This is a genomic window from Georgenia sp. Z1491 (genome assembly GCF_049856175.1).
Lineage (GTDB): Bacteria > Actinomycetota > Actinomycetes > Actinomycetales > Actinomycetaceae > JB111.
Genome location: NZ_JBNDNA010000006.1, coordinates 150897 through 171529, shown reverse-complemented (window position 1 = coordinate 171529; position 20633 = coordinate 150897). Strand labels below are relative to the sequence as shown.

20 protein-coding genes are annotated in these 20633 nt (G+C 73.9%); 15 read left to right on the top strand and 5 right to left on the bottom strand.

Annotated elements, in window-relative coordinates; translation table 11 throughout:
- The first annotated feature begins 83 nt into the window (after window positions 1-83).
- The 4 genes from tatA to ACPYO4_RS08345 are packed head-to-tail and all read left to right on the top strand — an operon-like array spanning window position 84 to window position 2807.
- Entirely contained in the window at window positions 84-269 is a 186-nt protein-coding gene (gene tatA / locus ACPYO4_RS08360; protein WP_425708762.1) for a twin-arginine translocase TatA/TatE family subunit, read from the top strand.
- The gene (tatC, locus tag ACPYO4_RS08355; protein WP_425708761.1) at window positions 266-1063 is read left to right on the top strand and encodes a twin-arginine translocase subunit TatC; all 798 of its coding nucleotides are present in this window, start codon (window positions 266-268) and stop codon (window positions 1061-1063) included. The genes tatA and tatC overlap by 4 nt, the downstream gene beginning before the upstream one ends.
- Complete coding sequence (locus ACPYO4_RS08350) at window positions 1060-1740, top strand: twin-arginine translocase TatA/TatE family subunit (protein ID WP_425708760.1); 681 nt, start codon at window positions 1060-1062, stop codon at window positions 1738-1740. The genes tatC and ACPYO4_RS08350 overlap by 4 nt, the downstream gene beginning before the upstream one ends.
- Before the next feature lie 56 nt (window positions 1741-1796).
- A complete protein-coding gene (locus ACPYO4_RS08345) occupies window positions 1797-2807 on the top strand; it encodes a bifunctional riboflavin kinase/FAD synthetase (protein WP_425708759.1) in 1011 nt (336 codons plus the stop codon).
- A 22-nt stretch (window positions 2808-2829) separates the two neighbouring features.
- On the opposite strand, the gene ACPYO4_RS08340 is transcribed toward ACPYO4_RS08345, so the two are convergent.
- Both ACPYO4_RS08340 and ACPYO4_RS08335 read right to left on the bottom strand, forming a co-directional pair.
- Window positions 2830-3537: an ABC transporter ATP-binding protein gene (locus tag ACPYO4_RS08340; RefSeq protein ID WP_425708758.1), complete on the bottom strand. Its 708-nt coding sequence runs from the start codon at window positions 3535-3537 to the stop codon at window positions 2830-2832.
- Window positions 3538-3598: 61 nt separating this feature from the next.
- Complete coding sequence (locus ACPYO4_RS08335) at window positions 3599-4693, bottom strand: ABC transporter permease (RefSeq protein ID WP_425708757.1); 1095 nt, start codon at window positions 4691-4693, stop codon at window positions 3599-3601.
- Between the two features lie 155 nt (window positions 4694-4848).
- On the opposite strand from ACPYO4_RS08335, the gene ACPYO4_RS08330 reads away from it, so the two are divergent.
- The 7 genes from ACPYO4_RS08330 (at window position 4849) to dapB (ending at window position 13038) form a co-directional block, all read left to right on the top strand.
- Complete coding sequence (locus ACPYO4_RS08330) at window positions 4849-6168, top strand: sensor histidine kinase (RefSeq protein WP_425708756.1); 1320 nt, start codon at window positions 4849-4851, stop codon at window positions 6166-6168.
- Window positions 6165-6803, top strand: a complete 639-nt coding sequence (locus tag ACPYO4_RS08325) for a response regulator (protein ID WP_425708755.1) — start codon at window positions 6165-6167, stop codon at window positions 6801-6803. Before ACPYO4_RS08330 ends, ACPYO4_RS08325 begins: the two co-directional genes overlap by 4 nt.
- Before the next feature lie 152 nt (window positions 6804-6955).
- Window positions 6956-7225: a 30S ribosomal protein S15 gene (rpsO, locus tag ACPYO4_RS08320; protein WP_425708754.1), complete on the top strand. Its 270-nt coding sequence runs from the start codon at window positions 6956-6958 to the stop codon at window positions 7223-7225.
- Window positions 7226-7443: 218 nt separating this feature from the next.
- Window positions 7444-9783 carry a polyribonucleotide nucleotidyltransferase gene (locus ACPYO4_RS08315; protein WP_425708753.1) on the top strand — a complete coding sequence of 780 codons (2340 nt, stop codon included), beginning with the start codon at window positions 7444-7446 and terminating at the stop codon, window positions 9781-9783.
- 243 nt (window positions 9784-10026) lie between these two features.
- Complete coding sequence (locus ACPYO4_RS08310; protein WP_425708752.1) at window positions 10027-11544, top strand: M16 family metallopeptidase; 1518 nt, start codon at window positions 10027-10029, stop codon at window positions 11542-11544.
- Window positions 11545-11714: 170 nt separating this feature from the next.
- Entirely contained in the window at window positions 11715-12212 is a 498-nt protein-coding gene (locus ACPYO4_RS08305) for an OsmC family protein (RefSeq protein WP_425708751.1), read from the top strand.
- Window positions 12213-12255: 43 nt separating this feature from the next.
- Window positions 12256-13038 (top strand): 4-hydroxy-tetrahydrodipicolinate reductase, encoded by a 783-nt coding sequence (gene dapB, locus ACPYO4_RS08300; RefSeq protein WP_425708750.1) that lies wholly within the window; start codon window positions 12256-12258, stop codon window positions 13036-13038.
- Between the two features lie 42 nt (window positions 13039-13080).
- Here the strand turns inward: dapB and ACPYO4_RS08295 are convergent, their stop codons facing one another.
- Together ACPYO4_RS08295 and ACPYO4_RS08290 are read right to left on the bottom strand one after the other, a co-directional pair.
- A complete protein-coding gene (locus ACPYO4_RS08295) occupies window positions 13081-13815 on the bottom strand; it encodes a GNAT family N-acetyltransferase (RefSeq protein WP_425708749.1) in 735 nt (244 codons plus the stop codon).
- 24 nt (window positions 13816-13839) lie between these two features.
- Window positions 13840-15186: an MFS transporter gene (locus ACPYO4_RS08290; RefSeq protein WP_425708748.1), complete on the bottom strand. Its 1347-nt coding sequence runs from the start codon at window positions 15184-15186 to the stop codon at window positions 13840-13842.
- A gap of 357 nt (window positions 15187-15543) precedes the next feature.
- On the opposite strand from ACPYO4_RS08290, the gene dapA reads away from it, so the two are divergent.
- Complete coding sequence (dapA, locus tag ACPYO4_RS08285) at window positions 15544-16452, top strand: 4-hydroxy-tetrahydrodipicolinate synthase (protein ID WP_425708747.1); 909 nt, start codon at window positions 15544-15546, stop codon at window positions 16450-16452.
- A 218-nt stretch (window positions 16453-16670) separates the two neighbouring features.
- Here the strand turns inward: dapA and ACPYO4_RS08280 are convergent, their stop codons facing one another.
- A complete protein-coding gene (locus ACPYO4_RS08280; protein ID WP_425708746.1) occupies window positions 16671-17231 on the bottom strand; it encodes a TetR family transcriptional regulator in 561 nt (186 codons plus the stop codon).
- Between the two features lie 87 nt (window positions 17232-17318).
- On the opposite strand from ACPYO4_RS08280, the gene ccmA reads away from it, so the two are divergent.
- Genes ccmA through ACPYO4_RS08265 form a run of 3 tightly spaced genes read left to right on the top strand, consistent with a single transcriptional unit; the run spans window position 17319 to window position 20630 of the window.
- Window positions 17319-18167 (top strand): heme ABC exporter ATP-binding protein CcmA, encoded by an 849-nt coding sequence (gene ccmA / locus ACPYO4_RS08275; RefSeq protein ID WP_425708745.1) that lies wholly within the window; start codon window positions 17319-17321, stop codon window positions 18165-18167.
- The gene (locus ACPYO4_RS08270) at window positions 18164-18913 is read left to right on the top strand and encodes an ABC transporter permease (protein ID WP_425708744.1); all 750 of its coding nucleotides are present in this window, start codon (window positions 18164-18166) and stop codon (window positions 18911-18913) included. Before ccmA ends, ACPYO4_RS08270 begins: the two co-directional genes overlap by 4 nt.
- Window positions 18914-18944: 31 nt before the next feature.
- Complete coding sequence (locus ACPYO4_RS08265) at window positions 18945-20630, top strand: ribonuclease J (RefSeq protein WP_425708743.1); 1686 nt, start codon at window positions 18945-18947, stop codon at window positions 20628-20630.
- Window positions 20631-20633 lie beyond the last annotated feature (3 nt).

The window sequence follows — 20633 nt, the reverse complement described above, 5'->3', positions numbered from 1 at the left end:
GAGCCCCGCCCCCACCGGTCCGACGCGTTCCGGCCCGACCTCACCGCCCCACCGACCCGACCACGTGAAAGCGAGACCCCGACATGCTCCGCAACCTCACGGGCTGGCACGCCCTCATCATCCTCGCCACGATCCTCCTGCTCTTCGGCGCCTCGAAGCTGCCGGCGCTCGCCCGTAGCGTCGGCCAGTCCGTGCGCATCCTCAAGAAGGAGGTGGGGAACGAGGAGACGTCCGGCGACGGGGCAGCCGATGGCGCCGTCCAGCCGTGAGCGCCGTCGACGCGGCGACGAACGGTCGGATGCCGCTCGCGGGCCACGCGCGCGAGGCACGTGCCCGGATGTTCCGCTCGGTGGCGGCCCTCACGGTCGGCACGAGCGCCGGTTTCCTCCTCGCCGACCCGGTCCTCGACCTCGTGCGGGCCCCGCTCGTCGAGCTCACCGAGACCCGCGTGACCGCGCTCAACTACTCCAGCCTGACCGGGGCGTTCGACCTCAAGGTCCGGCTCGCGATCGTCGTCGGTCTCGTGCTCTCCGCGCCGGTCTGGATCTTCGAGACGCTCGCCTTCCTTCTGCCCGGCCTCACGCGGCGAGAGCGCAGGTACGTCCTCGCCTCGCTCGGCGCCGCCCTTCCGCTGTTCCTCGCGGGGTGCGCCGGCGGCCTGCTGCTGTTCCCCCACATGGTGCAGGTGCTCGTCGAGCTCTCGTCGACCGAGGACCTCACGCTGCTGGACGCCTCGGGCTACGTGAGCTTCGTGCTCAAGGTGGTGCTCACGACCGGGGTCGCGTTCACCGTGCCGGTGGGCGTCGTCGTGCTCAACCTCCTCGGCATCCTGCCCGCGCGGCTCCTCGCGCGCACGTGGCGGCTGCTCGTGGTCGTCATCGTCGTGTTCAGCGCCCTCGTCACGCCGGCCGCCGACCTGTTGTCGATGGCCCTGGTCGCCGTCCCCATGGCCGCCCTGTTCGGGGCCGCCTACCTCGTCGCCCTCCTCCACGACCGGCACGTCGCCAGGCAGGCGCTCGCCACGGACCGGCAGCGGTCCACGATCACCGGAGGTGACGCATGACCGGCGGCCTCAGCCTCGAGAAGCTCGTCGTGGTGCTCGTCGTCGCGAGCCTGGTCATCGGCCCGTCACGGCTCCCCGGCTACGCGGCCAGGCTCGGCGAGGTCGTGCGCGGCCTGCGCGACGCCGTCGAGGCCACGCGCACCCGGACAGAGAACGAGCTCGGCGTCCCGCTCAGCGTCGACGAGTGGCGCGACGCCGTGCGGCGCTACGACCCCCGACGGGTCGTGCGCGAGGCGCTCGCGGAGGAGCCGGTCGGGGGCGTCGGGACCGAAGAGGTCGACGGACGGGCCGGCACGGCAGGCACCGGCGTGCCGGTCGACCCGGCAGGCACCGACGCGCCGGTCGACCCGGCAGGCGCCGGCGTGCCGGTCGAGGCGGCCGACCTCTTGGAGGTCGCCGAGTCCTCCGAGCCCGCACACCGGGACGCCCCCTCCGAGCCCGCCTGGCGCTGGCAGGTCGCGGGCGGCAGCTCGGGTCATCCACGCCGCGTCCGCGTGCCGGTCGCGGCGTCGGCGGACAGCCCTCCGGCCGACGCCTCTTCGGCCGTTGCCCCTCCGGGCGATGCCTCTTCGGCCGTTGCCCGTCGGCCCGATGCGTCTCCGGCCGGCGGCGACACCACGGCCGAGCCCTCGCCGCCTCCCGACCGAGAGGTCCGCGCTGCACCCGAACTACAGTGACCCTGCGGCGCGACGCGTCGTCCCCGGCGACGGGGCGCGCACACGAAGGGCGAACGGTGCAGGTCTGGCACGACTCCGAGGAGATCCCCCGCGACCTCGGCCCGATCGTCCTCACGGTCGGCGTCTTCGACGGCGTCCACCGCGGCCACCGTGCCCTGCTGGCGGCGACCGTCGAGGAGGCCGCGAAGCGTTCCCTCCCGGCCGTCGCGCTGACCTTCGACCCGCACCCGGCCCAGGTGCACCGACCCGAGGACGATCTCGTCCTCGTCGCCAACGCCGCCGACCGCATCGAGCGGCTCTCCGCCCTCGGCCTCGACGGGGTCCTCGTGCAGCACTACGACCTGGAGTTCGCGTCCGCGACCCCGGAGGAGTTCGTCTCGGACTACCTGCGGCGCGACCTGGAGGTCGCCTGCCTCGTGGTGGGGGAGGACGTCCGCTTCGGCCGCGACAACGCCGGCGACGCCGACGTCCTGCACGACCTGTGCGACCGCCTGGGCATCGAGCTCGTCCTCGTCGCCGAGGTCGCCTGCGACCTCACGGGCCGACGGTGGTCGTCCACGTGGATCCGGCAGTCCCTGGCCGCCGGCGACGTCCACCAGGCCGCCCGCATCCTCGGGAGGCCGCACCGGCTGCGCGGCGTCGTCGTGCGCGGGTTCCGCCGCGGCCGCGCGCTCGGGTACCCGACCGCCAACCTCGCCCCCGACGACCTCGGCGTGGTCCCCGCCGACGGCGTCTACGCCGGCTGGCTGCTGCCGGGACCGTTCGACACACCGGGTGCCGCGGACACCGGCGCCACCCGGCTGCCGGCCGCGATCTCCGTCGGTACCAACCCCACGTTCCAGGGCACCGAGCGCACCGTCGAGGCCCACGTGCTCGGTCGCACCGACCTCGACCTGTACGACGAGGAGGTCGTCGTCGAGTTCGTCGCGCACCTGCGACCCATGGTCACGTTCGACGGCATGGAACCCCTCATGGCGCAGATGCGGGCCGACGTCGAGGACGCGGCCGGCATCCTCGGTGTCCCGGTCCCGCCCGAGCTCGCGCCCGACGCCGTCACGGCCACCTGAGGGACGCGGCCCGTCGGCCGCCTCAGGCCACCGCGCGGGCCGGCTCGACCAGGCGGCCGTCGGCGATGTGCACGGTGGCGTCGACGCTGCCGAGCGTGGACTCGTCGTGGCTCACCAGCAGGGTGGCGGCGCCGGTGGTCCGGGTCAGCTCCGTGAGGAGGTCGACGATCTGCGTGCCCCGCTCGTGGTCGAGCGCCGAGGTCGGCTCGTCGACGAGCAGCACCGCCGGGTCGCCGACGAGCGCCCGCGCGATGTTCACCCGCTGACGCTGTCCGCCCGAGAGCTGGTGCGGCCTGCGGCCCAGCTCCCGCTCCAGGCCGACGCGCGCGAGCATCTCGGCCGCACGCTCCCTCGCGTCGGGCAGCGACCCACCCAGCATGTGCGCGGTCACCACGAGCTGCTCGTGCGCGGTCAGGCTCGGCAGCAGCTTCGGCTGCTGGAAGACGATGCCGATGCTTCTGCGGCGCAGCTCGGCGCGCTCGGGCTCGCCGAGCGTCGCGCCGGCGCCCGTCACCACGGCCGGACCCACCTGTACGAGCCCGGAGTCGGGGAGCGTGAGCGTGGCGGCGATCGCCAGCAGGCTCGACTTCCCCGACCCGGACGGCCCCAGCAGCGCCGTCGTCGTCCCCGGCGCGACGACCAGCGAGACGTCGTCGACGGCGGTGAGCCGGCCGTCGCCGTCGGGGTAGGAGAGCGTGACGTGGTCGAGGAGAAGTCCGGTGGTGGTCATGGCGTGCACCTTTCGGTCGCGGGCGTATCGGCGAGGGGGCCGGTGTGGTCCGGGCGGCGGGTCAGGACGCGTTGAGCGCCGCGTGCGGGTCGACGGCCGCGATGCGGCGCAGCGACAGCCCGGCGCCGAGCAGGCCGAGGACCACCAGGATGAGGACGGGCACCACGGTCGTCGTCCACCCCAGGGCCACCGGCATGACGTCGGAGATGGCCCACGCGGTGAGCGTCGCGAGCCCGGAGCCGAGCACGGTCCCGGCGAGCAGGAGCACGGCGGCCTGGCCGAGCGCGTCGCGCAGGAGGTAGCCGGTCGACGCGCCGAGGGCCTTGAGCACGGCGACGTCGTCGGAGCGGCTGATCGTCCAGACGGTGAAGAACGAGCCCACCACGAGCGCCGAGATCGCGTACAGGAAGCCCTGCATGAGCATCAGCGAGCCGTTTTCCGAGGCGTAGGAGCCGATCGCCTGCAGCGAGTCGCCGCGGGAGACGGTGGTGGTCCCCAGCTCGGCGTCGATACCGGCGAGGTCGGCGCCGGACGCGGTCTCCAGGGCGACGACGGTGGCCACGAGGTCCCCGCCGCCCGCGCCTGCGCCGCCCGTCGACGCCGGGGAGCCGACCGCCTGCCAGTCGGCCAGCGTCGTCCACACCACGGGCGTGTGGGAGAAGCTGGCGGCGGTGTCCGCGACGCCCGCGACGTCGAGGTCCTGACCGGCGACGGCCAGCGTGTCACCCGCCCCGGCGTCCAGCTCCTCGGCGGCACCGGGGGAGAGCCAGACCGACCCGTCCGCGAGGTCGACGCCGTCCGGCACGGCGAACGAGCCCGGCTCGGCGCCCAGGACGGTGACGCTCGCGGTGCTGCCGTCGACCGACGACCGCGTCGTGGCGACTCCGAGCGGCGCCGTCTGCGCCACGCCGTCGGCCTCGGCGAGGGTCTCCCACTGCGCGGCGTCGACCTGGGAGGACGTGAAGCTCGGCTCCTCCTCGGAGCCGAACGCCAGGTGGTCGGCGGGCAGGTCCGCGATCGCCGACGTCGACTCGCGGGCGAGCCCCGACGTCAGCGCCGACAGGAACGTGACGAGGAAGGTGATGAGGACGACGACGCCCGTCATGAGGGCGAAGCGGCCGGAGGCGAAGCGCAGGTCGCGCCAGGCGACGAACATGGTGGAAGCTCCTCGGGTCGGACGAGGCTCCAGGCTCGCGCCGCAGCGCTGCGCACACATCGGCCGGAGGGGACGGGTGTCGGCGCCGCGAGGTGCAGGCCTCGCTCAACCTTTTGGCCGATCCGTCCCGGCGGCCGCGTCCGTACTGTGGTGCGGTGACCCTCCTGCCCGCAGCGCCGCCTGCCGCGCCGCCCGGCCGACGTGCCGCCCGCGCCATGCAGCTCGGGCTCGACGCCCTCGCCCTGGTGCTGGCCGCGCTCGTCGTGTGGCGCGGCGAGCAGGCCGCCCCCTACGGCCTGGCCTTCGGCGTCGTGCACGTGGTCGGACGGCTCGCGCTCGGTCCGGTCGTGCACGAGCGGGCCGGCGCCCGACCGGTGCGTCCGCGCGCCGCCGTCGCCTGGGTCGCCGTCCTCACCGGCCTCGCCCTCACCGCCGGGTTCGCGGGCACCGAAGGGATCTGGCTCGCCTTCCCCGTCTTCCTGCTCCAGCTGCACGTCCTGCCCACTCTCGCCGGGGTCGTCGCGGTCGCGGTCACCACGGCCGTCACGGTGGTGGCCGGCGCCGGCCGCGACGGTCTGGGCGTCGGGGCGGTGCTCGGCCCGGTGCTCGGCGCCGCGGTGTGCGTCGGCGTCGTCCTCGGCGTGCGCACCGTCCTCGCCGAGGCCGACCAGCGCCGAGAGCTCCTCGAGGACCTCGTCGCCGCCCGGCAGGTCCTGGCCGAGCGGGAGCGCGCCTCCGTCGTCGCCGCCGAGCGGCAGCGCCTGGCCCGCGAGATCCACGACAGCCTCGCCCAGGGCCTGGCCTCCGTCGAGCTCGTCCTGCGCGCCGCCGACGGCGCGCTCGCCGCAGGGGAGACCGCGAAGGCGCGGGACCTGGTCGACACCGCGCGCACGGCCGCGCGGGACAACCTCGCCGAGGCCCGAGCCTTCGTCCGCGACCTGCCCTCGCCTCTGGTCGGCACGGGCCTGCACGACGCCGTCGCCCGGCTCGCCGAGCAGACCACCCGTGCCGGCGGCGTCCGGGTCGACGTCACGGTCACCGGCGACGAGCGGGCCCTGCCCGGCGCCGTCGAGCAGGCCCTGTGGCGGGTGGCGCAGCAGGCGCTCGCGAACGCCGTCGAGCACGCCGGCGCCTCCTCGGCCCACGTCACGCTCAGCTACCTCGGCGAGGCCGTCGCGCTCGACGTCGTCGACGACGGCACCGGGTTCGACCCGGCACGAGTGCGTGGTGGGGTGCGCGACGGTCTGCGCGACGGTCGGCACGGTGGAGCGCTCGGGGAGGCCACGTCGGACGTGGACCCCGAAGCCGACCCCGACCCCGCCGCAGTCCCCGACGCCGGACCCGCCGCCGCTCCGCGCGGCCGGGGGACCGGGCTCGACGGCATGCACGAGCGGCTGCGCGCCGTCGGCGGGACGTTGACGGTCGAGTCGGCCCCGTCGTCCGGCACGGCCGTGGGCGCGGTGGTGCCGCTGTGAACGCGGCGACCCTGCGCGTCGTCCTCGTCGACGACCACCCCGTGGTGCGCGCCGGCCTGCGCGCGGTGCTCGACGCCGAGCCGGACCTCGACGTCGTCGCCGACGTCGGCGACGGCGAGGCCCTGCTCGCGCTGCTCGCGACGGGGGAGCACGTCGACGTCGTCCTCATGGATCTCCAGCTCGGCGCGGGGCGGCCCGACGGCGCCGCGGTCACGCGCCGGGTCCACGAGTCGGGCGGCCCACCCGTGCTCGTGGTCACCACCTACGACACGGAGTCGGACATCCTCGCCGCGCTCGACGCCGGCGCCCTCGGCTACCTCCTCAAGGACGCCCCCACCGAGGAGCTCGTGGCCGGCGTGCGCGCCGCCGCCCAGGGCCGCACGGTCCTGGACCCTTCGGTGCAGTCCCGGCTCGTCGGGCGCATGCGCTCGCCCGGCACGGCGCTCACGCCCCGCGAGCTCGAGGTGCTCGACCGGCTCGCCCGCGGCGAGTCCAACGACCAGATCGCCGGCGCCCTGTTCCTGTCCCGCGCCACGGTCAAGTCCCACCTCGCGCACGTCTACGACAAGCTCGGGGTCGACAGCCGGACCGCCGCCGTCGCCCGAGCCCGGGAGCGCGGGCTGCTGCGCGGGTGACGGCGCGCGGCGGTGTGCGGCGTCACGCCCTGCGACCCGGCTCCGGCGCCCCGCCTTGGTAGGCTGGTCGTTGCCGTCAAGCCGGCCACGGACGCGTCATGCCCGGGAGAACATGCCCCGGAGCTCCGTGCAACGAACCGAACTGGAGACACATGGCCCTCTCGAAGGACGTCAAGCAGCAGATCATCGCCGAGTACGCGACCCATGAGGGCGACACCGGTTCCCCCGAGGTCCAGGTCGCGATGCTCTCGCGCCGGATCAAGGACCTCACCGAGCACTTCAAGGGCCACAAGCACGACCACCACTCGCGTCGTGGGCTCATGCTCCTCATCGGCCAGCGCAAGCGACTGCTCGCGTACCTCGCCGCCGAGGACATCGAGCGGTACCGCTCCCTCATCGCACGTCTCGGCCTGCGCCGCTGACGTCATCGGCCCCGGACCCGTCAGGGGTCCGGGGCCGCTCTGCGACGCACGGCGTCGACACAGAGCGCGACACAACTGAATCCACCGCAGCACACCGCCGCACCAGGCCGTTCGTCCGGTCCTCGGTAGTGGCCTCCGGAAGCGCGAGATGCAGCGTCCGTGGGCCTCGATCGATGACCGTCGGGGGCGGGCGCGGCACGACCGACAAGGAGGCCCTCATGGAGGGACCCGAGATCACCGCGGCCGAGGCCGTCATCGACAACGGCCGCTTCGGCACCCGTACCGTCCGCTTCGAGACCGGACGCCTGGCCCGCCAGGCCGCCGGCTCCGCCGTCGCCTACCTCGACGAGGAGACGATGGTGCTGTCCGCCACGACGGCCGGCAAGCACCCCAAGGACCACTTCGACTTCTTCCCGCTCACCGTCGACATCGAGGAGCGCCAGTACGCCGCCGGCAAGATCCCCGGCGCGTTCTTCCGCCGCGAGGGGCGCCCCTCGACCGACGCGATCCTCGCCTGCCGCCTCATCGACCGGCCGCTGCGCCCCTCGTTCGTCAAGGGCCTGCGCAACGAGATCCAGGTCGTCGGCACCATCTTCTCCGTCCACCCGGACGACGCCTACGACGTCGTGGCCATGAACGCCGCGTCGATGTCCACCCAGATCGCGGGCCTGCCCTTCTCGGGTCCGATCGGCTCGGTGCGCGTCGCCCTCGTCGAGGACCAGTGGGTCGCGTTCCCGCGCTACTCGGAGCTCGAGCGCTCCGTCTTCTCGATGGTGGTCGCCGGCCGCCGGGTCGAGACCAAGGGCGGCGCCGACATCGCCGTCATGATGGTCGAGGCCGAGGCCTCCGACAACGTCTTCGAGCTCATCGCCGCGGGCGCCACCAAGCCGACCGAGGAGGTCGTCTCCCAGGGCCTGGAGGCCGCGAAGACCTTCATCGGCGCCCTGTGCGACGCCCAGTCCGAGCTCGCGGCCACGACCGCGAAGCCGACCGGCGACTTCCCGCTGTTCCCGGACTACGCCGACGACGCGCTCACCGCCGTCGAGGGCCACGTCCTCGCCGACGTCCAGCAGGCCATCACGATCCCCGGCAAGCAGGACCGCGAGACGCGCCAGGACGAGATCAAGACCGCGATGCTCGAGGCGCTCGGCGAGCAGTTCGAGGGCCGCGAGAAGGAGCTCTCCGCCGCGTACCGCACCGTGACGAAGGAGGTCGTGCGCAAGCGCGTCCTCACCGAGGGCATCCGCATGGACGGCCGCGGGCTCAAGGACATCCGCACGATCTCGGCCGAGGTCGAGGTCCTGCCGCGCGTCCACGGCTCGGCGCTGTTCGAGCGTGGCGAGACCCAGATCCTCGGGGTCACCACGCTCAACATGCTGAAGATGGAGCAGCAGATCGACTCGCTGTCGCCCGTCACCAAGAAGCGCTACATGCACCACTACAACTTCCCGCCCTACTCCACGGGCGAGACGGGGCGCGTCGGCTCGCCGAAGCGCCGCGAGATCGGCCACGGGGCGCTCGCCGAGCGTGCGCTCGTGCCGGTCCTGCCGAGCCGCACCGAGTTCCCCTACGCGATCCGTCAGGTCTCCGAGGCGCTCGGCTCCAACGGCTCGACGTCGATGGGCTCCGTCTGCGCGTCGACCCTCGCGATGCTCAACGCGGGCGTGCCGCTGCGCGCCCCCGTGGCCGGCATCGCCATGGGCCTGATGTCCGACGAGGTCGACGGCGAGACCCGCTACGCGGCGCTCACCGACATCCTCGGCGCCGAGGACGCGCAGGGCGACATGGACTTCAAGGTCGCCGGCACGCGCGAGATCGTCACCGCCATCCAGCTCGACACCAAGCTCGACGGCCTCCCGGCCTCCGTGCTCACCGGTGCGCTGACCCAGGCCCGCGACGCCCGGCTGTTCATTCTCGACGTGATGAACGAGGCGATCGACGCCCCCGACGAGATGGCCCCGACGGCGCCGCGCATCATCACCGTCCAGGTCCCGGTCGACAAGATCGGCGAGGTCATCGGCCCCAAGGGCAAGATGATCAACCAGATCCAGGAGGACACCGGCGCGGACATCTCGATCGAGGACGACGGCACCGTGTTCATCGGTGCGGTCGACGGCCCGTCCGCCGAGGCGGCGCGCCAGGCCATCAACTCGATCGCCAACCCGCAGATGCCGGAGGTCGGCGAGCGGTTCGTCGGCACGGTCGTCAAGACCACGTCGTTCGGCGCGTTCGTCTCGCTCACGCCGGGCAAGGACGGCCTGCTGCACATCTCGCAGGTCAAGCGTCTCGTCGGCGGCCGCCGGATCGACTCCGTCGAGGAGGTCCTCCAGGTGGGCGCCAAGGTGCAGGTCGAGCTCGCCGAGATCGACCCGCGCGGCAAGCTCTCGCTGCACGCCGTGGTCGAGGGCGACGAGTCCGGCCCGGCCGCCGGCGCCGAGGGCTCCACGCCCGAGGCCGACGCCGACGCCGACGAGAAGCCGGCCCGCCGGGAGCGTGCGCCGCGCGAGCGTCGCCCGCGCACGCGGACCCGCAGCTCGGCCGCCGACTCCGACGAGTGAGCGGGATTCTGTCTCACGAGTGAGCGGGATTCTGCTTCGCGAGTGAGCGGGATTCTGCCTGGCGAGTGAGCGCGGTTCTGCTTCACGAGTGAGCGCGTCGGCCACCGGCACCGCGTGACACGACCACCGACGGGGGTCGGGCCCCTCAGGGCCCGGCCCCCGTCGTCGTGCGTGGACCGGGCGGGAGGGCCCGGCTCCGTCGACGGGGGACCGGGCGCCGGCGCCGCGGCCTACGATTGATCGATGCCCCACGACCCCCGCATCACCACCGACGGCACGCCCGGCGCCCGCCCCGACCACCGCTCGTCCGGCCCCGCGCCCACGACCGACCGCGGATCCGGCGTCGACGGCGGACGCGACGGCGGGACCCGGCCGCTCGTCGTCGCCCCGGCCGGCTCACCGGGCACCGAACTGAGCTGGGAGGCCGGCGGCACGCTCGCCCGGCGCTCCGTCCTGCCCGGCGGCGTGCGCGTCCTCACCGAGCAGGTCCCCGGCCAGCGCTCGGTGGCGCTCGGTGCGTGGATCGCCGTCGGGGCGAGGGACGAGACCGGCGGGCACCTCGGCTCCACGCACGTGCTGGAGCACCTGCTGTTCAAGGGGACCGCGCGGCGCAGCGCGCTGGACATCGCCGAGGCGTTCGACGCCGTCGGCGGGGAGTCCAACGCGGCGACCGGCCAGGAGTCCACCTGCTACCACGCGCGCGTCCTCGACGACGACGCACCCCTCGCGCTCGACGTCATCACCGACATGATCACCTCGGCCACGCTCGACGCCGACGAGCTCGAGAACGAGCGCGGCGTCATCCTCGACGAGCTCGCGGCCGCCGAGGACGACGCGCAGGACGTCGCCCACGAGCGGTTCGCCACCGCGGTCCTCGGCGGGCACCCGCTGGGCCGCCCCGTCGGCGGCACACCGGAGTCGGTGCGAGCGCTGCCCCGGGACGTCGTCGCCGAGCACTACCGCTCCTACTACCGCAGCGACGAGCTCGTGCTCACGGCCGCCGGGTCGCTCGACCACGACGAGCTGTGCGAGCGGCTCACCGAGCTGCTCGGGCGTGGCGGCTGGGAGCTCGACGCGTCGGCCGCGCCCGCGCCGCGACGCAGCGCGCACGACCCGACGCGCGGCCGGCCCGTGACGTCCGATGCCGGGTCGGAACGGGCCGGGTCGGAGCCGACCGGGCAGCCGCGTGCCGTCACGGTCGTGCGAGCCACCGAGCAGGCGCACGTCGTCATCGGTGCACCCGCCCTGCGCGCGGGCGACCCGCGCCGGTGGGCCCTGGCGCTCGCGACGACGATCCTCGGCGGCGGCATGAGCTCGCGCCTGTTCCAGGAGGTGCGCGAGCGCCGCGGCCTGGCCTACAGCACGTACGCGTGGTCGACCTCGTACGCCGAGGCCGGCTACGCGGGCCTGTACGCGGGCTGCGCGCCCGACGCCGTCCCCGAGGTGGCCAGGCTGCTGGCCGGGACGCTCGCCGACCTCGCGGGTGACGGCCCCGCCGAGGCCGAGCTCGCGCGTGCCAAGGGCCAGCTGCGCGGAGGGATCGTGCTCGGGCTCGAGGACAGCGGGGCGCGCATGTCCCGCCTGGGCAACGCCGAGATCGTGCGCGGCGAACTCACCTCCATCGACGCGACCATCGAGCTCATCGACGCCGTGACCGCGAGGGACGTGGCGGACATGGCCGCCTTCATCGCCGCCGGCGACCGTGCGGCCACGGTCGTGGGACCGGTCGCCCCCGATGCCGCGGACGGGCTCCTCGGCTAGCGCCCCGGCGCCGGCCCCGGCCAGACCTCACGCCCGCGCTCGCTCCACCGGCCCACCCTCGTCCAGATCGTGGGACGTTCCGGAGCAGCCGGGCGGGGTCCCGCCCGGCCTCGCGATCGTGGTGGTCATCCAGGCCGACCGGCCCGGGAGAGATGCTTCGAGGAGACAGCATGACCACGACGATCGACGCCCAGGCCCCCACGATCCCCACGATCCCCGCGAGCCACGAGTCCGTGCCCGCGGCCCGCGGCATCTGGCGCGGCAACGTGCACACCGACCTCACGTCGCGGCACTTCGAGTACGCCACGGGCGAGCCCGAGGCGATCGGTGGCACGGACCTCGCGCCGTCGCCGATGGACCTGTTCGTCGGCGGCACGGCCGGCTGCCTCGCCGTCGTCGTCGAGGTCGTGGCCGGCGAGTTGGGGATCGCCTTCGAGTCCCTCGAGATCGACGTCGACGGTCACCTCGGCACCCGCGGGTTCCTCGGCACCGCCGACGTGCCCCCGAACATCCAGGTTCTCGACGTCACCGTGCGGCTCACGACCTCCGCGACCGAGGCACAGGTCGAGGAGCTCAAGGACGCCTCGAGCCGGCGCTGCCCGGCGCTCGGGCTCTTCCGCGCCGCGAACCTCACGATCAACGAGGACTGGTTCGTCACCGCGGCATGAGCAACCTGCCCTCGATGACCGCGCGACTCGTATCGTGGCGCGCATGAGTGAATCGATCCGGGTGGCGGTCGTCGGGGCGGCGGGCCGCATGGGACAGCAGGTGGTCGGCGCCGTGCGCGCCGCGGAGGACCTCGAGCTCGTGGCCGAGCTGGACGCCGGCGACGACGTCGCGGCCGGCGTGCGCGAGGCGGGCGCCTCGGTCGCCGTGGAGTTCGCCGTGCCGAGCGCGAGCCGGGACAACGTCCGGGCGATCCTCGACGCAGGAGCGAGCGCCGTCGTCGGGACCACCGGGTGGACCGACGAGGCGTTGGCCGAGCTCGAGACCTACGTGAGCGAGGTCAACGAGCGGCGTGCGGACGCGGGGGAGGAGCCGCTGGGCGTCCTCGTCGCCCCGAACTTCGCACTGTCCGCCGTGCTGGCGATGTCCTTCGCCCGGCAGGCCGCTGCGTACTTCGAGTCCGTCGAGGTCGTCGAGCTGCACCACCCCGACAAGGTCGACGCGCCGTCGGGGACGGCACTGAGCACCGCGCGCGGGATCGCGGCGGCGCGCAGGGAGGCGGGGCTCGCGGACTCCCCGGATGCCACCGAGACCGACCCCGACGGGGCGCGCGGCGCGAACGTCGACGGCGTGCACGTGCACGCCGTGCGGCTGCGGGGCCTCATCGCGCACGAGGAGGTCCTCCTGGGGAACCCCGGTGAGCAGCTGACGATCCGTACCGACTCGTTCGACCGGGCGAGCTTCATGCCCGGCGTGCTGCTGGCCGCGCGGCAGATCGGCGGCCGGCCGGGGCTGACCCGGGGGCTGGACGCGCTGCTCGACGTGTGAGCGGGTGGCGCGCCGGGTGCGCGGCCCACGACCGCTGCTGACTCAGCTGCCGAGGGTCGCCCACCACTCGTCCTGGACCGCCTCGGCGGAACCGACCGGGATCTCCCTGCGACGGCCCGTCGGCGCGAAGCCCGCGGCGTCGAGGAACCGCTGCCGAGGATCGTCGCCGCGCACCACCCAGATCGACAACGCGGTCGCGCCCGAGTCCCGCGCGAGGTCCGCGCACGCCGCCAGGAGCCTGGACCCGTGCCCCACCCGCTCGGCGCCTGGGCTGATCTCCAGGGCGAGGATCTCGAGCAGGGTCCCGCGCCGCGCCGCCAGAAGTGCCTCGGACGGCGCCTCGTCGGCCTGTGTCGCCTGTGCCGCCTGCGCCGCGTCTCCCGCCTGCGCAGCGTCGCCAGCCTGCGCCGCCTGCTCGGCCTCGTCCTGCGTCGCCGGGGCGGCCGGGGCGATCGCCGCCAGCCCGACGACGTCCTTGCCATCGAGAGCCGTGAGCACGTGGTGACCGCGCTCGGTCACGGCGGCGGCGTTCGCCCAGGCCAGTGCCAGGTCGCCGGGGTCGATGACGGACAGCGCCTCGTCGTCGGCCGCGATCCCGGCCCCCGCCGCCAGGGCCGCCCGCATGGTGGTGGTGTGGATGGCGCCGAGGTCGTCGGCGTCGGCGGGGATCGTCGGCCGTACCGACACGTCGGGCCCGCCGCGGGAGGTCGTCGGCAGCCCCTCGGGCGTGCGGCCCGCCGCGAGGGAGGACAGGACGTCGTCGTGGTGGTCGCTCACCGAACCACCCTATGAGGTCACGCGTCACCCCTCCTGCGCCGGCACGGCCGTGGCAGGTCCGGGCATCCGCCAGGCGACCAGCGCGCCGACCAGGAGGCCGAGCCCGGCCAGCGCTGTGGCGACCACGAACGGGTCGCCGCCGTGCAGCGCGGGCGCGAATCCGATGCCCACGAAGACCGCCACGCCGGCGGAGCCGCCGAGCTGGTCGGCCGCACGCTGCACTCCAGAGGCTGTCCCTGCGTCGTCGTCGGTCACGCCGCTGACCGCGACGTACTGCAGGCCCACGAGGCCGAGGCCCATGCCCGCGGCGATCGGCAGCATCGCCAGGACCGTCGGCGCCGCACCGGCATCAACCGCCGCCACCGTGGCGATCACGACCATCGCGGCCGCGGTCAGGCCGAGGCCGGCCAGCACGCAGGCGCGCGCTCCCCACCTGCCCAGCAGCCGGGGCACGAGCGTGGCGAAGACGATGAGCGCGACCGCCAGCGGGAGCATCGTCAGGCCGGCGCCCAGGGGCCCGATGCCGAGTCGGTCCTGCAGATAGAACGTGAACAGCAGGAACGAGGTCGACAACGCACCGCTGAGCAGCATCGTGGTCAGGTTCGCTGCCACACGGCCGCGGTGGGCGAAGAACGACAGCGGCAGCAGAGGGTCGGGCGAACGCATCTCGACCCGCACGAACGCGAGACCGGCCAGCACCGCCCCGACCAGGGCTGCCGGAGCGACCCACGCGGGTGCACCGGGCTCGCCCGCCTCGATCACCCCCAGGGTGAACAGCAAGGGGCCGGCGGTCAGGAGCACGGCCCCGGGGACGTCCATCGACCCGGCGCCGCGGGACACGGGACGGTCGCGCTCGACCAGGCCGAGCGCGGCCACCAGCACCACGAGGATGAAGGGCACCGAGACGAGGAAGACCCACCGCCAGCCCAGCTGGGCGGTGATGATCCCGGACAGGACGAGGCCGAGCACGAGGCCGCAGCTGGCGACGGCTGCCCACACGCTCAGCGCACGCGACCTGCGCGGCCCCTCGGGGAACATCAGCACGATGGTGGCCATCGCCGCCGGAAGGGCGATCGCCTCGCCGGCGCCCTGGAGCAGGCGCGCGCCGACCAGCCACCCGAAGGACGGGGCCAGCCCCGCCAGCAGCGAGGCGGCACCGAAGAGGGTCGTGCCCGCCAGCAGCGTGCGGCGTCGGCCCAGCAGGTCGCCGAGCCGGCCACCCAGCATCAGCAGGCCGCCGCCGGTGACCGTGTATCCGACCACGACCCAGGTCAGGGCACGAGCGTCGACACCGAACTCGTCGCCGATCGACGGCAGTGCGATGTTGACCACGGTCACGTCGACCGCGATGAAGAACTGCAGCATCGACATCGCGCACAGGACGAGCCAGGCGCGTGCCGGGGACGGGCCGTGCCCGCGTGAAGGTGGAAGTGGTGACGTCACCAGGTACTCCGTTGCTCAGGGGGTGCGAGCAGCACGAAGGTGCCGCTCCGGTCTGATCACGAAGCGGCTGGACGTCTCGAGGTAAGGAGGTGGGACGTCCCGCCGCTAGCGGGACGTCCTGGTCACAGCGGCGCAGGAGGCCGCGGAAGCTGCTGTCACGTCGGCCAAGTTATCAGCACGAACGTGCCGGCGCGGCTGCCGGACGGTGGTCGCCGGTGAGATCGGGCCCCGGCGCTCAGCCCGGCGCTCCCGCCGTCCGGGTACCGCCGCGGGTACCGTTCCAGCATGACGATGCCCTACCACCCCTCGCGCAGCTTCGGCTCGGTGTCCGTCGCCATGGCGACCCCGTTCACGCCCGACGGCGAGCTCGACGTCGACGCGGCCGTCTCGCTCGCGGTCGCCCTCGTCGAGGACGGGTGCGACGCCCTCGTGCTCAACGGCACCACGGGCGAGTCGCCCACGACGCACCAGCCCGAGAAGGACGCGCTCGTCCGGGCGGTCACGGAGGCCGTCGGGGACAGGGTGATGATCATCGGCGGCGCCGGCTCGAACGACACCGCGCACGCGGTACGCATCGCCGAGGGCGCCGCGCGCTCCGGCGCCAAGGGCCTGCTCGTCGTCGCGCCGTACTACAACCGCCCCTCGCAGGAGGGCGTCTACCAGCACATCGTGGCCGTGACCGAGGCGACCGACCTGCCGGTGATGGTCTACGACATCCCCGGCCGCACCGGCGTGCGCCTCGAGCCGGAGACCCTCGACCGGCTCGCCGCGCACGAGCAGATCCTCGCGGTGAAGGACGCCACCGGCGACGTGCCGGCCGGCTTCGAGACGATGTCCCGCACCGGGCTGGAGTACTACTCCGGCGACGACGCGCTCAACTTCGCGTGGCTCGCCCACGGGGCGTCCGGGGTCGTCTCCGTGGTCGGCCACGTGGCCGCCGCGAAGTACGTCGAGATGGTCCGCGAGGTCGACGCCGGCGACCTGCCGGGCGCGCGCGCCGTCGCCCACCGGGTCAAGCCGCTCGTCGCGGCGATCATGGGCACCGGCCAGGGCGCCGTCATGTCGAAGCACGCCAGCCACCTGCGGGGGCGCATCCCGCACCCCACCGTGCGCCTCCCGCTCGTCGGCGCGACCGAGGCGGAGGTCGCCGAGCTGCGCGCCACCCTCGAGGCGGAGGGGTACCTCCCGGCCTGAGCTGCCGGCGTACCGAGCAGACGCGCCGCGCAGACGCACCGAGCAGACGCACCGCTGGACGGGCACCGTCCGTGCCCGGGCCGGGGTCGCCGCGCAGGTCAGTGCTTGATCGTGTATCCGGCGTCGACGGGCAGCGTGACTCCGGTGACGTACCGCCCGGTAGTGCCCCCCACGACGGCGAGGCCCCCAGGCCGTTCGGCGTGCGGTGCGCGCGGCGCTCACAGCGGGTCGGTGAGGTACCTCTGGAACGTGGGCGCGAGCCACCGGACGACGTCGTCGTGGCTCGCCGAGGCGAGGGGCTCCACGCGTGCCACCAGACGCACCATCGCGAGCCCGATCACCTGGGTGGCGACGAGGGTCGCGCGGAGCCGGGCCTCGTCGGCGGGCACGCCGAGCCGCTGGATCATCGGGACGACCTGGCCGGACATCACCTCGACGAGCCGGTCGCGCGCCGGCTCGTGCTCGACCGCGGTGCGCAGGAGGACGAGGAGGACGTCGTCCTGCTCCCAGCGCCGAAGCACGTGGCGGGCGATGAGCTCGCCGATCTCATCGGGCGTCGTGGGGGCGTCGCCGGTGAGGTCGATGCCGAGCTCGACGTCGACGGTGGCGGCGAACAGGTCCGCCTTCGACCCGAACGAGCGGATGACGACCGCGGGATCGACGCCGGCCCGGGCGGCGATCGCCCGGACCGTCGCCCGGTCGTAGCCCTGCTCGGCGAAGAGCTCCCGGGCGGCGGCGCGGATCGTCGTGCGGTTCTCCTGCGCGGTGCGGCGGGCCATCGTCCCACTGTAGATCAACGAGCGTTGACCTGCGTGGCGGCGAGGCGTACCGTCACGTCAACAAGCGTTGATCATTGGAGGTGCGCGATGACGAGGACGGGGCGTGGGGCGGCCAGGTCGGGGCGCGGAGCGGCGCGCGGGACGGGACCCGGGCAGGGCAGGTCGGGGCGTCGGACGGCCAGGTCGGGCCGTGGCGGGAACGGGGACGGGAGGCCGGGCCCGGGCGACGTCGTCGTCGAGGCCGAGGGCCTGTCGGTCGTCCGGGGCGGCAAGGAGGTCCTGCGCGGTGTCGACCTCGAGCTGCGCGCGGGGGAGATCCTCGGGCTCCTGGGCCCGTCCGGCGGCGGGAAGACGACGCTCATGCGCGCCGTCGTCGGGGTCCAGCGGCGCGTGACCGGACGCCTCGACGTGCTCGGCCGCCCCGCCGGGGGCGCCGACCTGAGGGGGCGGATCGGCTACGTCACCCAGGCCCCGGCCGTCTACGACGACATCACGGCGGCCGAGAACCTCGCCTTCTTCGCGGCCGTCCTCGGCGCCGGGCGCGACGACGTCGACCGGGCGCTCGCGGCCGTCGGCCTCACCGGGGCCGCCGACCAGGTGGTCGGCTCGATGTCCGGCGGTCAGCGCGGCCGCGTCTCGCTGGCCACCGCCCTACTGTCCCGGCCGCCGGTCCTCGTCCTCGACGAGCCGACGGTCGGCCTGGACCCGGTGCTGCGCCGCTCGCTGTGGGAGACGTTCCGCGAGCTCGCCGCGGGCGGCGCCGGCCTGCTCGTCTCGAGCCACGTGATGGACGAGGCCGAGCGGTGCGACCGCATCGCTCTCGTGCGCGACGGCGTGCTCCTGGCCACCGGTACCCCGGCCGGGCTCAGGGAGCGCACCGGCACGGCCACCGTCGAGGACGCGTTCCTCGCGCTCGTCGAGGAGGCGGCGGCGTGACCCCCGGGACCACGATCGCCGTCTCGCGCCGCGTGCTCACCCAGCTGCGTCGCGACCCGCGGACGGTGGCGCTCATGCTGCTCGTGCCGTGCCTGCTCCTGGCCCTGCTGCGGTGGGTGTTCGGGGAGGCCGGAGACGGTGCCACGTTCCAGCGCCTGGGCCCGAGCCTCATCGCGATCATGCCGTTCATCGTCATGTTCGTCGTCACCTCGGTGACGATGCTCCGCGAGCGGACCGCCGGCACCCTCGAGCGGCTCCTCGCCATGCCGACCGGCCGGGGAGACATCCTGGTGGGCTACGCACTCGCGTTCCTCGCCGTCTGCGTGGTCCAGGCGGGGCTCGTCATCGCGCTCGCCGTCGGCCTGCTCGGCCTGGAGGTGAGCGGACCGCTGTGGGCGCTCGTCGCCGTCGCCCTGACCGACGCCTTCCTCGGCACCGCGCTCGGCCTCGCCGTCTCCGCGTTCGCCCGGACCGAGTTCCAGGCCGTCCAGTTCATGCCGGCCCTCATCCTCCCGCAGCTGCTCCTGTGCGGACTGTTCGTGCCGCGCGAGGCGATGCCGCGCGCGGCGGAGATCCTCTCCGACCTGCTGCCGATGTCCTACGCCGTCGACGCGATGACGGGCGTGCAGGCGGGCACGGGCGGGGCCGTGGCCGACGGCACGTGGGCCGATCTCGGCGTCGTCGCCGCCCTCGCCGTGGTGGTCCTCATGCTCGGCACCCTCACGCTGCGCAGGCGAACCGACTGACGGCGTGCGCGGGTAGTGGGAGGATGAGCCGGTGAGCAATCCCCATCCTGAGCTGACCCGTCCGCCCGCCCTCGCGAAGGGCGCCATGCGCATCGTGCCCCTCGGAGGGCTCGGCGAGGTCGGCCGCAACATGACGGTCTTCGAGTACGACGGCAAGCTCCTTATCGTCGACTGCGGGGTGCTCTTCCCCGAGGAGCACCAGCCCGGCGTCGACGTCATCCTCCCGGACTTCAGCTACATCGAGGACCGGATCGACGACGTCGTCGCCGTGGTCCTCACGCACGGCCACGAGGACCACATCGGTGCCGTGCCCTATCTCCTGCGCCTCCGGGGCGACATCCCGCTGCTCGGTTCGCGGCTCACCCTCGCGTTCATCGAGGCCAAGCTGCGCGAGCACCGGCTGACCCCCCAGCTCCAGGTCGTCGCCGAGGACGAGCGGGTGACGAAGGGCCCGTTCGACCTCGAGTTCGTCGCAGTCAACCACTCCATCCCGGACGCGCTCGCAGTGATGATCCGCACCGGCGCGGGCTCCGTCCTGCACACGGGCGACTTCAAGATGGACCAGCTGCCGCTGGACGGGCGCATCACCGACCTGCGTGCCTTCGCGCGTCTGGGCGAGGAGGGCGTGGACCTGTTCATGACCGACTCGACGAACGCCGAGGTGCCGGGCTTCACCGCACCCGAGCGGGACATCGGTTCGGTCCTCGACCAGGTGTTCGGCCAGGCCGAGGGGCAGATCGTCGTCGCCTCCTTCGCCAGCCACGTCCACCGCGTCCAGCAGGTCCTCGACGCCGCCGCACTGCACGGCCGCAGGGTCGCGCTCGTCGGACGGTCGATGATCCGCAACATGGGCATCGCCGCCGACCTCGGCTACCTCACGGTCCCGCCCGGCGTCCTCATCGACCAGAAGAACATCGACTCGATCCCGGCCCAGGACCGGGTCCTCATGGCCACCGGCTCCCAGGGCGAGCCGATGGCCGCCCTGTCGAGGATCGCCAACCGCAACCACAAGGTCGACGTCGGACCGGGCGACACGGTGATCTTCGCGTCCTCTCTCATCCCGGGCAACGAGAACTCGGTGTTCCGGGTGATCAACGGCCTCATGCGCCTCGGCGCGAAGGTCGTCCACCAGTCCAACGCCAAGGTCCACGTCTCCGGGCACGCCTCGGCCGGCGAGCTCCTGTACTGCTACAACATCGTGCAGCCGAAGAACGTCATGCCCGTGCACGGCGAGATCCGTCACCTCGTGGCCAACGGGGCGCTCGCCGTCCGCACCGGTCTGCCCGCCGAGCGGGTCGTGCTCGCCGAGGACGGCGTCGTCGTCGACCTCGCCGGCGGACGCGCGAAGATCGCCGGACAGGTTGAGTGCGGATACGTCTACGTCGACGGCAGCTCGGTCGGCGAGGTGACGGAGACCGAGCTCAAGGACCGGCGGATCCTCGGCGAGGAGGGCTTCATCTCGATCTTCGCCGTGGTCGACCGGCAGCACGGCACGGTCGTGGTCGGCCCGCACATCGAGGCCCGCGGCATGGCGGAGGCGCCCGCCGTCTTCGACGGCATCCTGCCCGACGTCACGGCCGCCCTGGAGGAGGTCGCCGCGCGCGGCAACGCCGACACGCACCAGATGCAGCAGGCGATGCGGCGCGTGGTGGGCCGGTGGGTCTCTCGGCGCCTGCGGCGCTCGCCGATGATCATGCCGACCGTCGTCGAGGTCTGACGG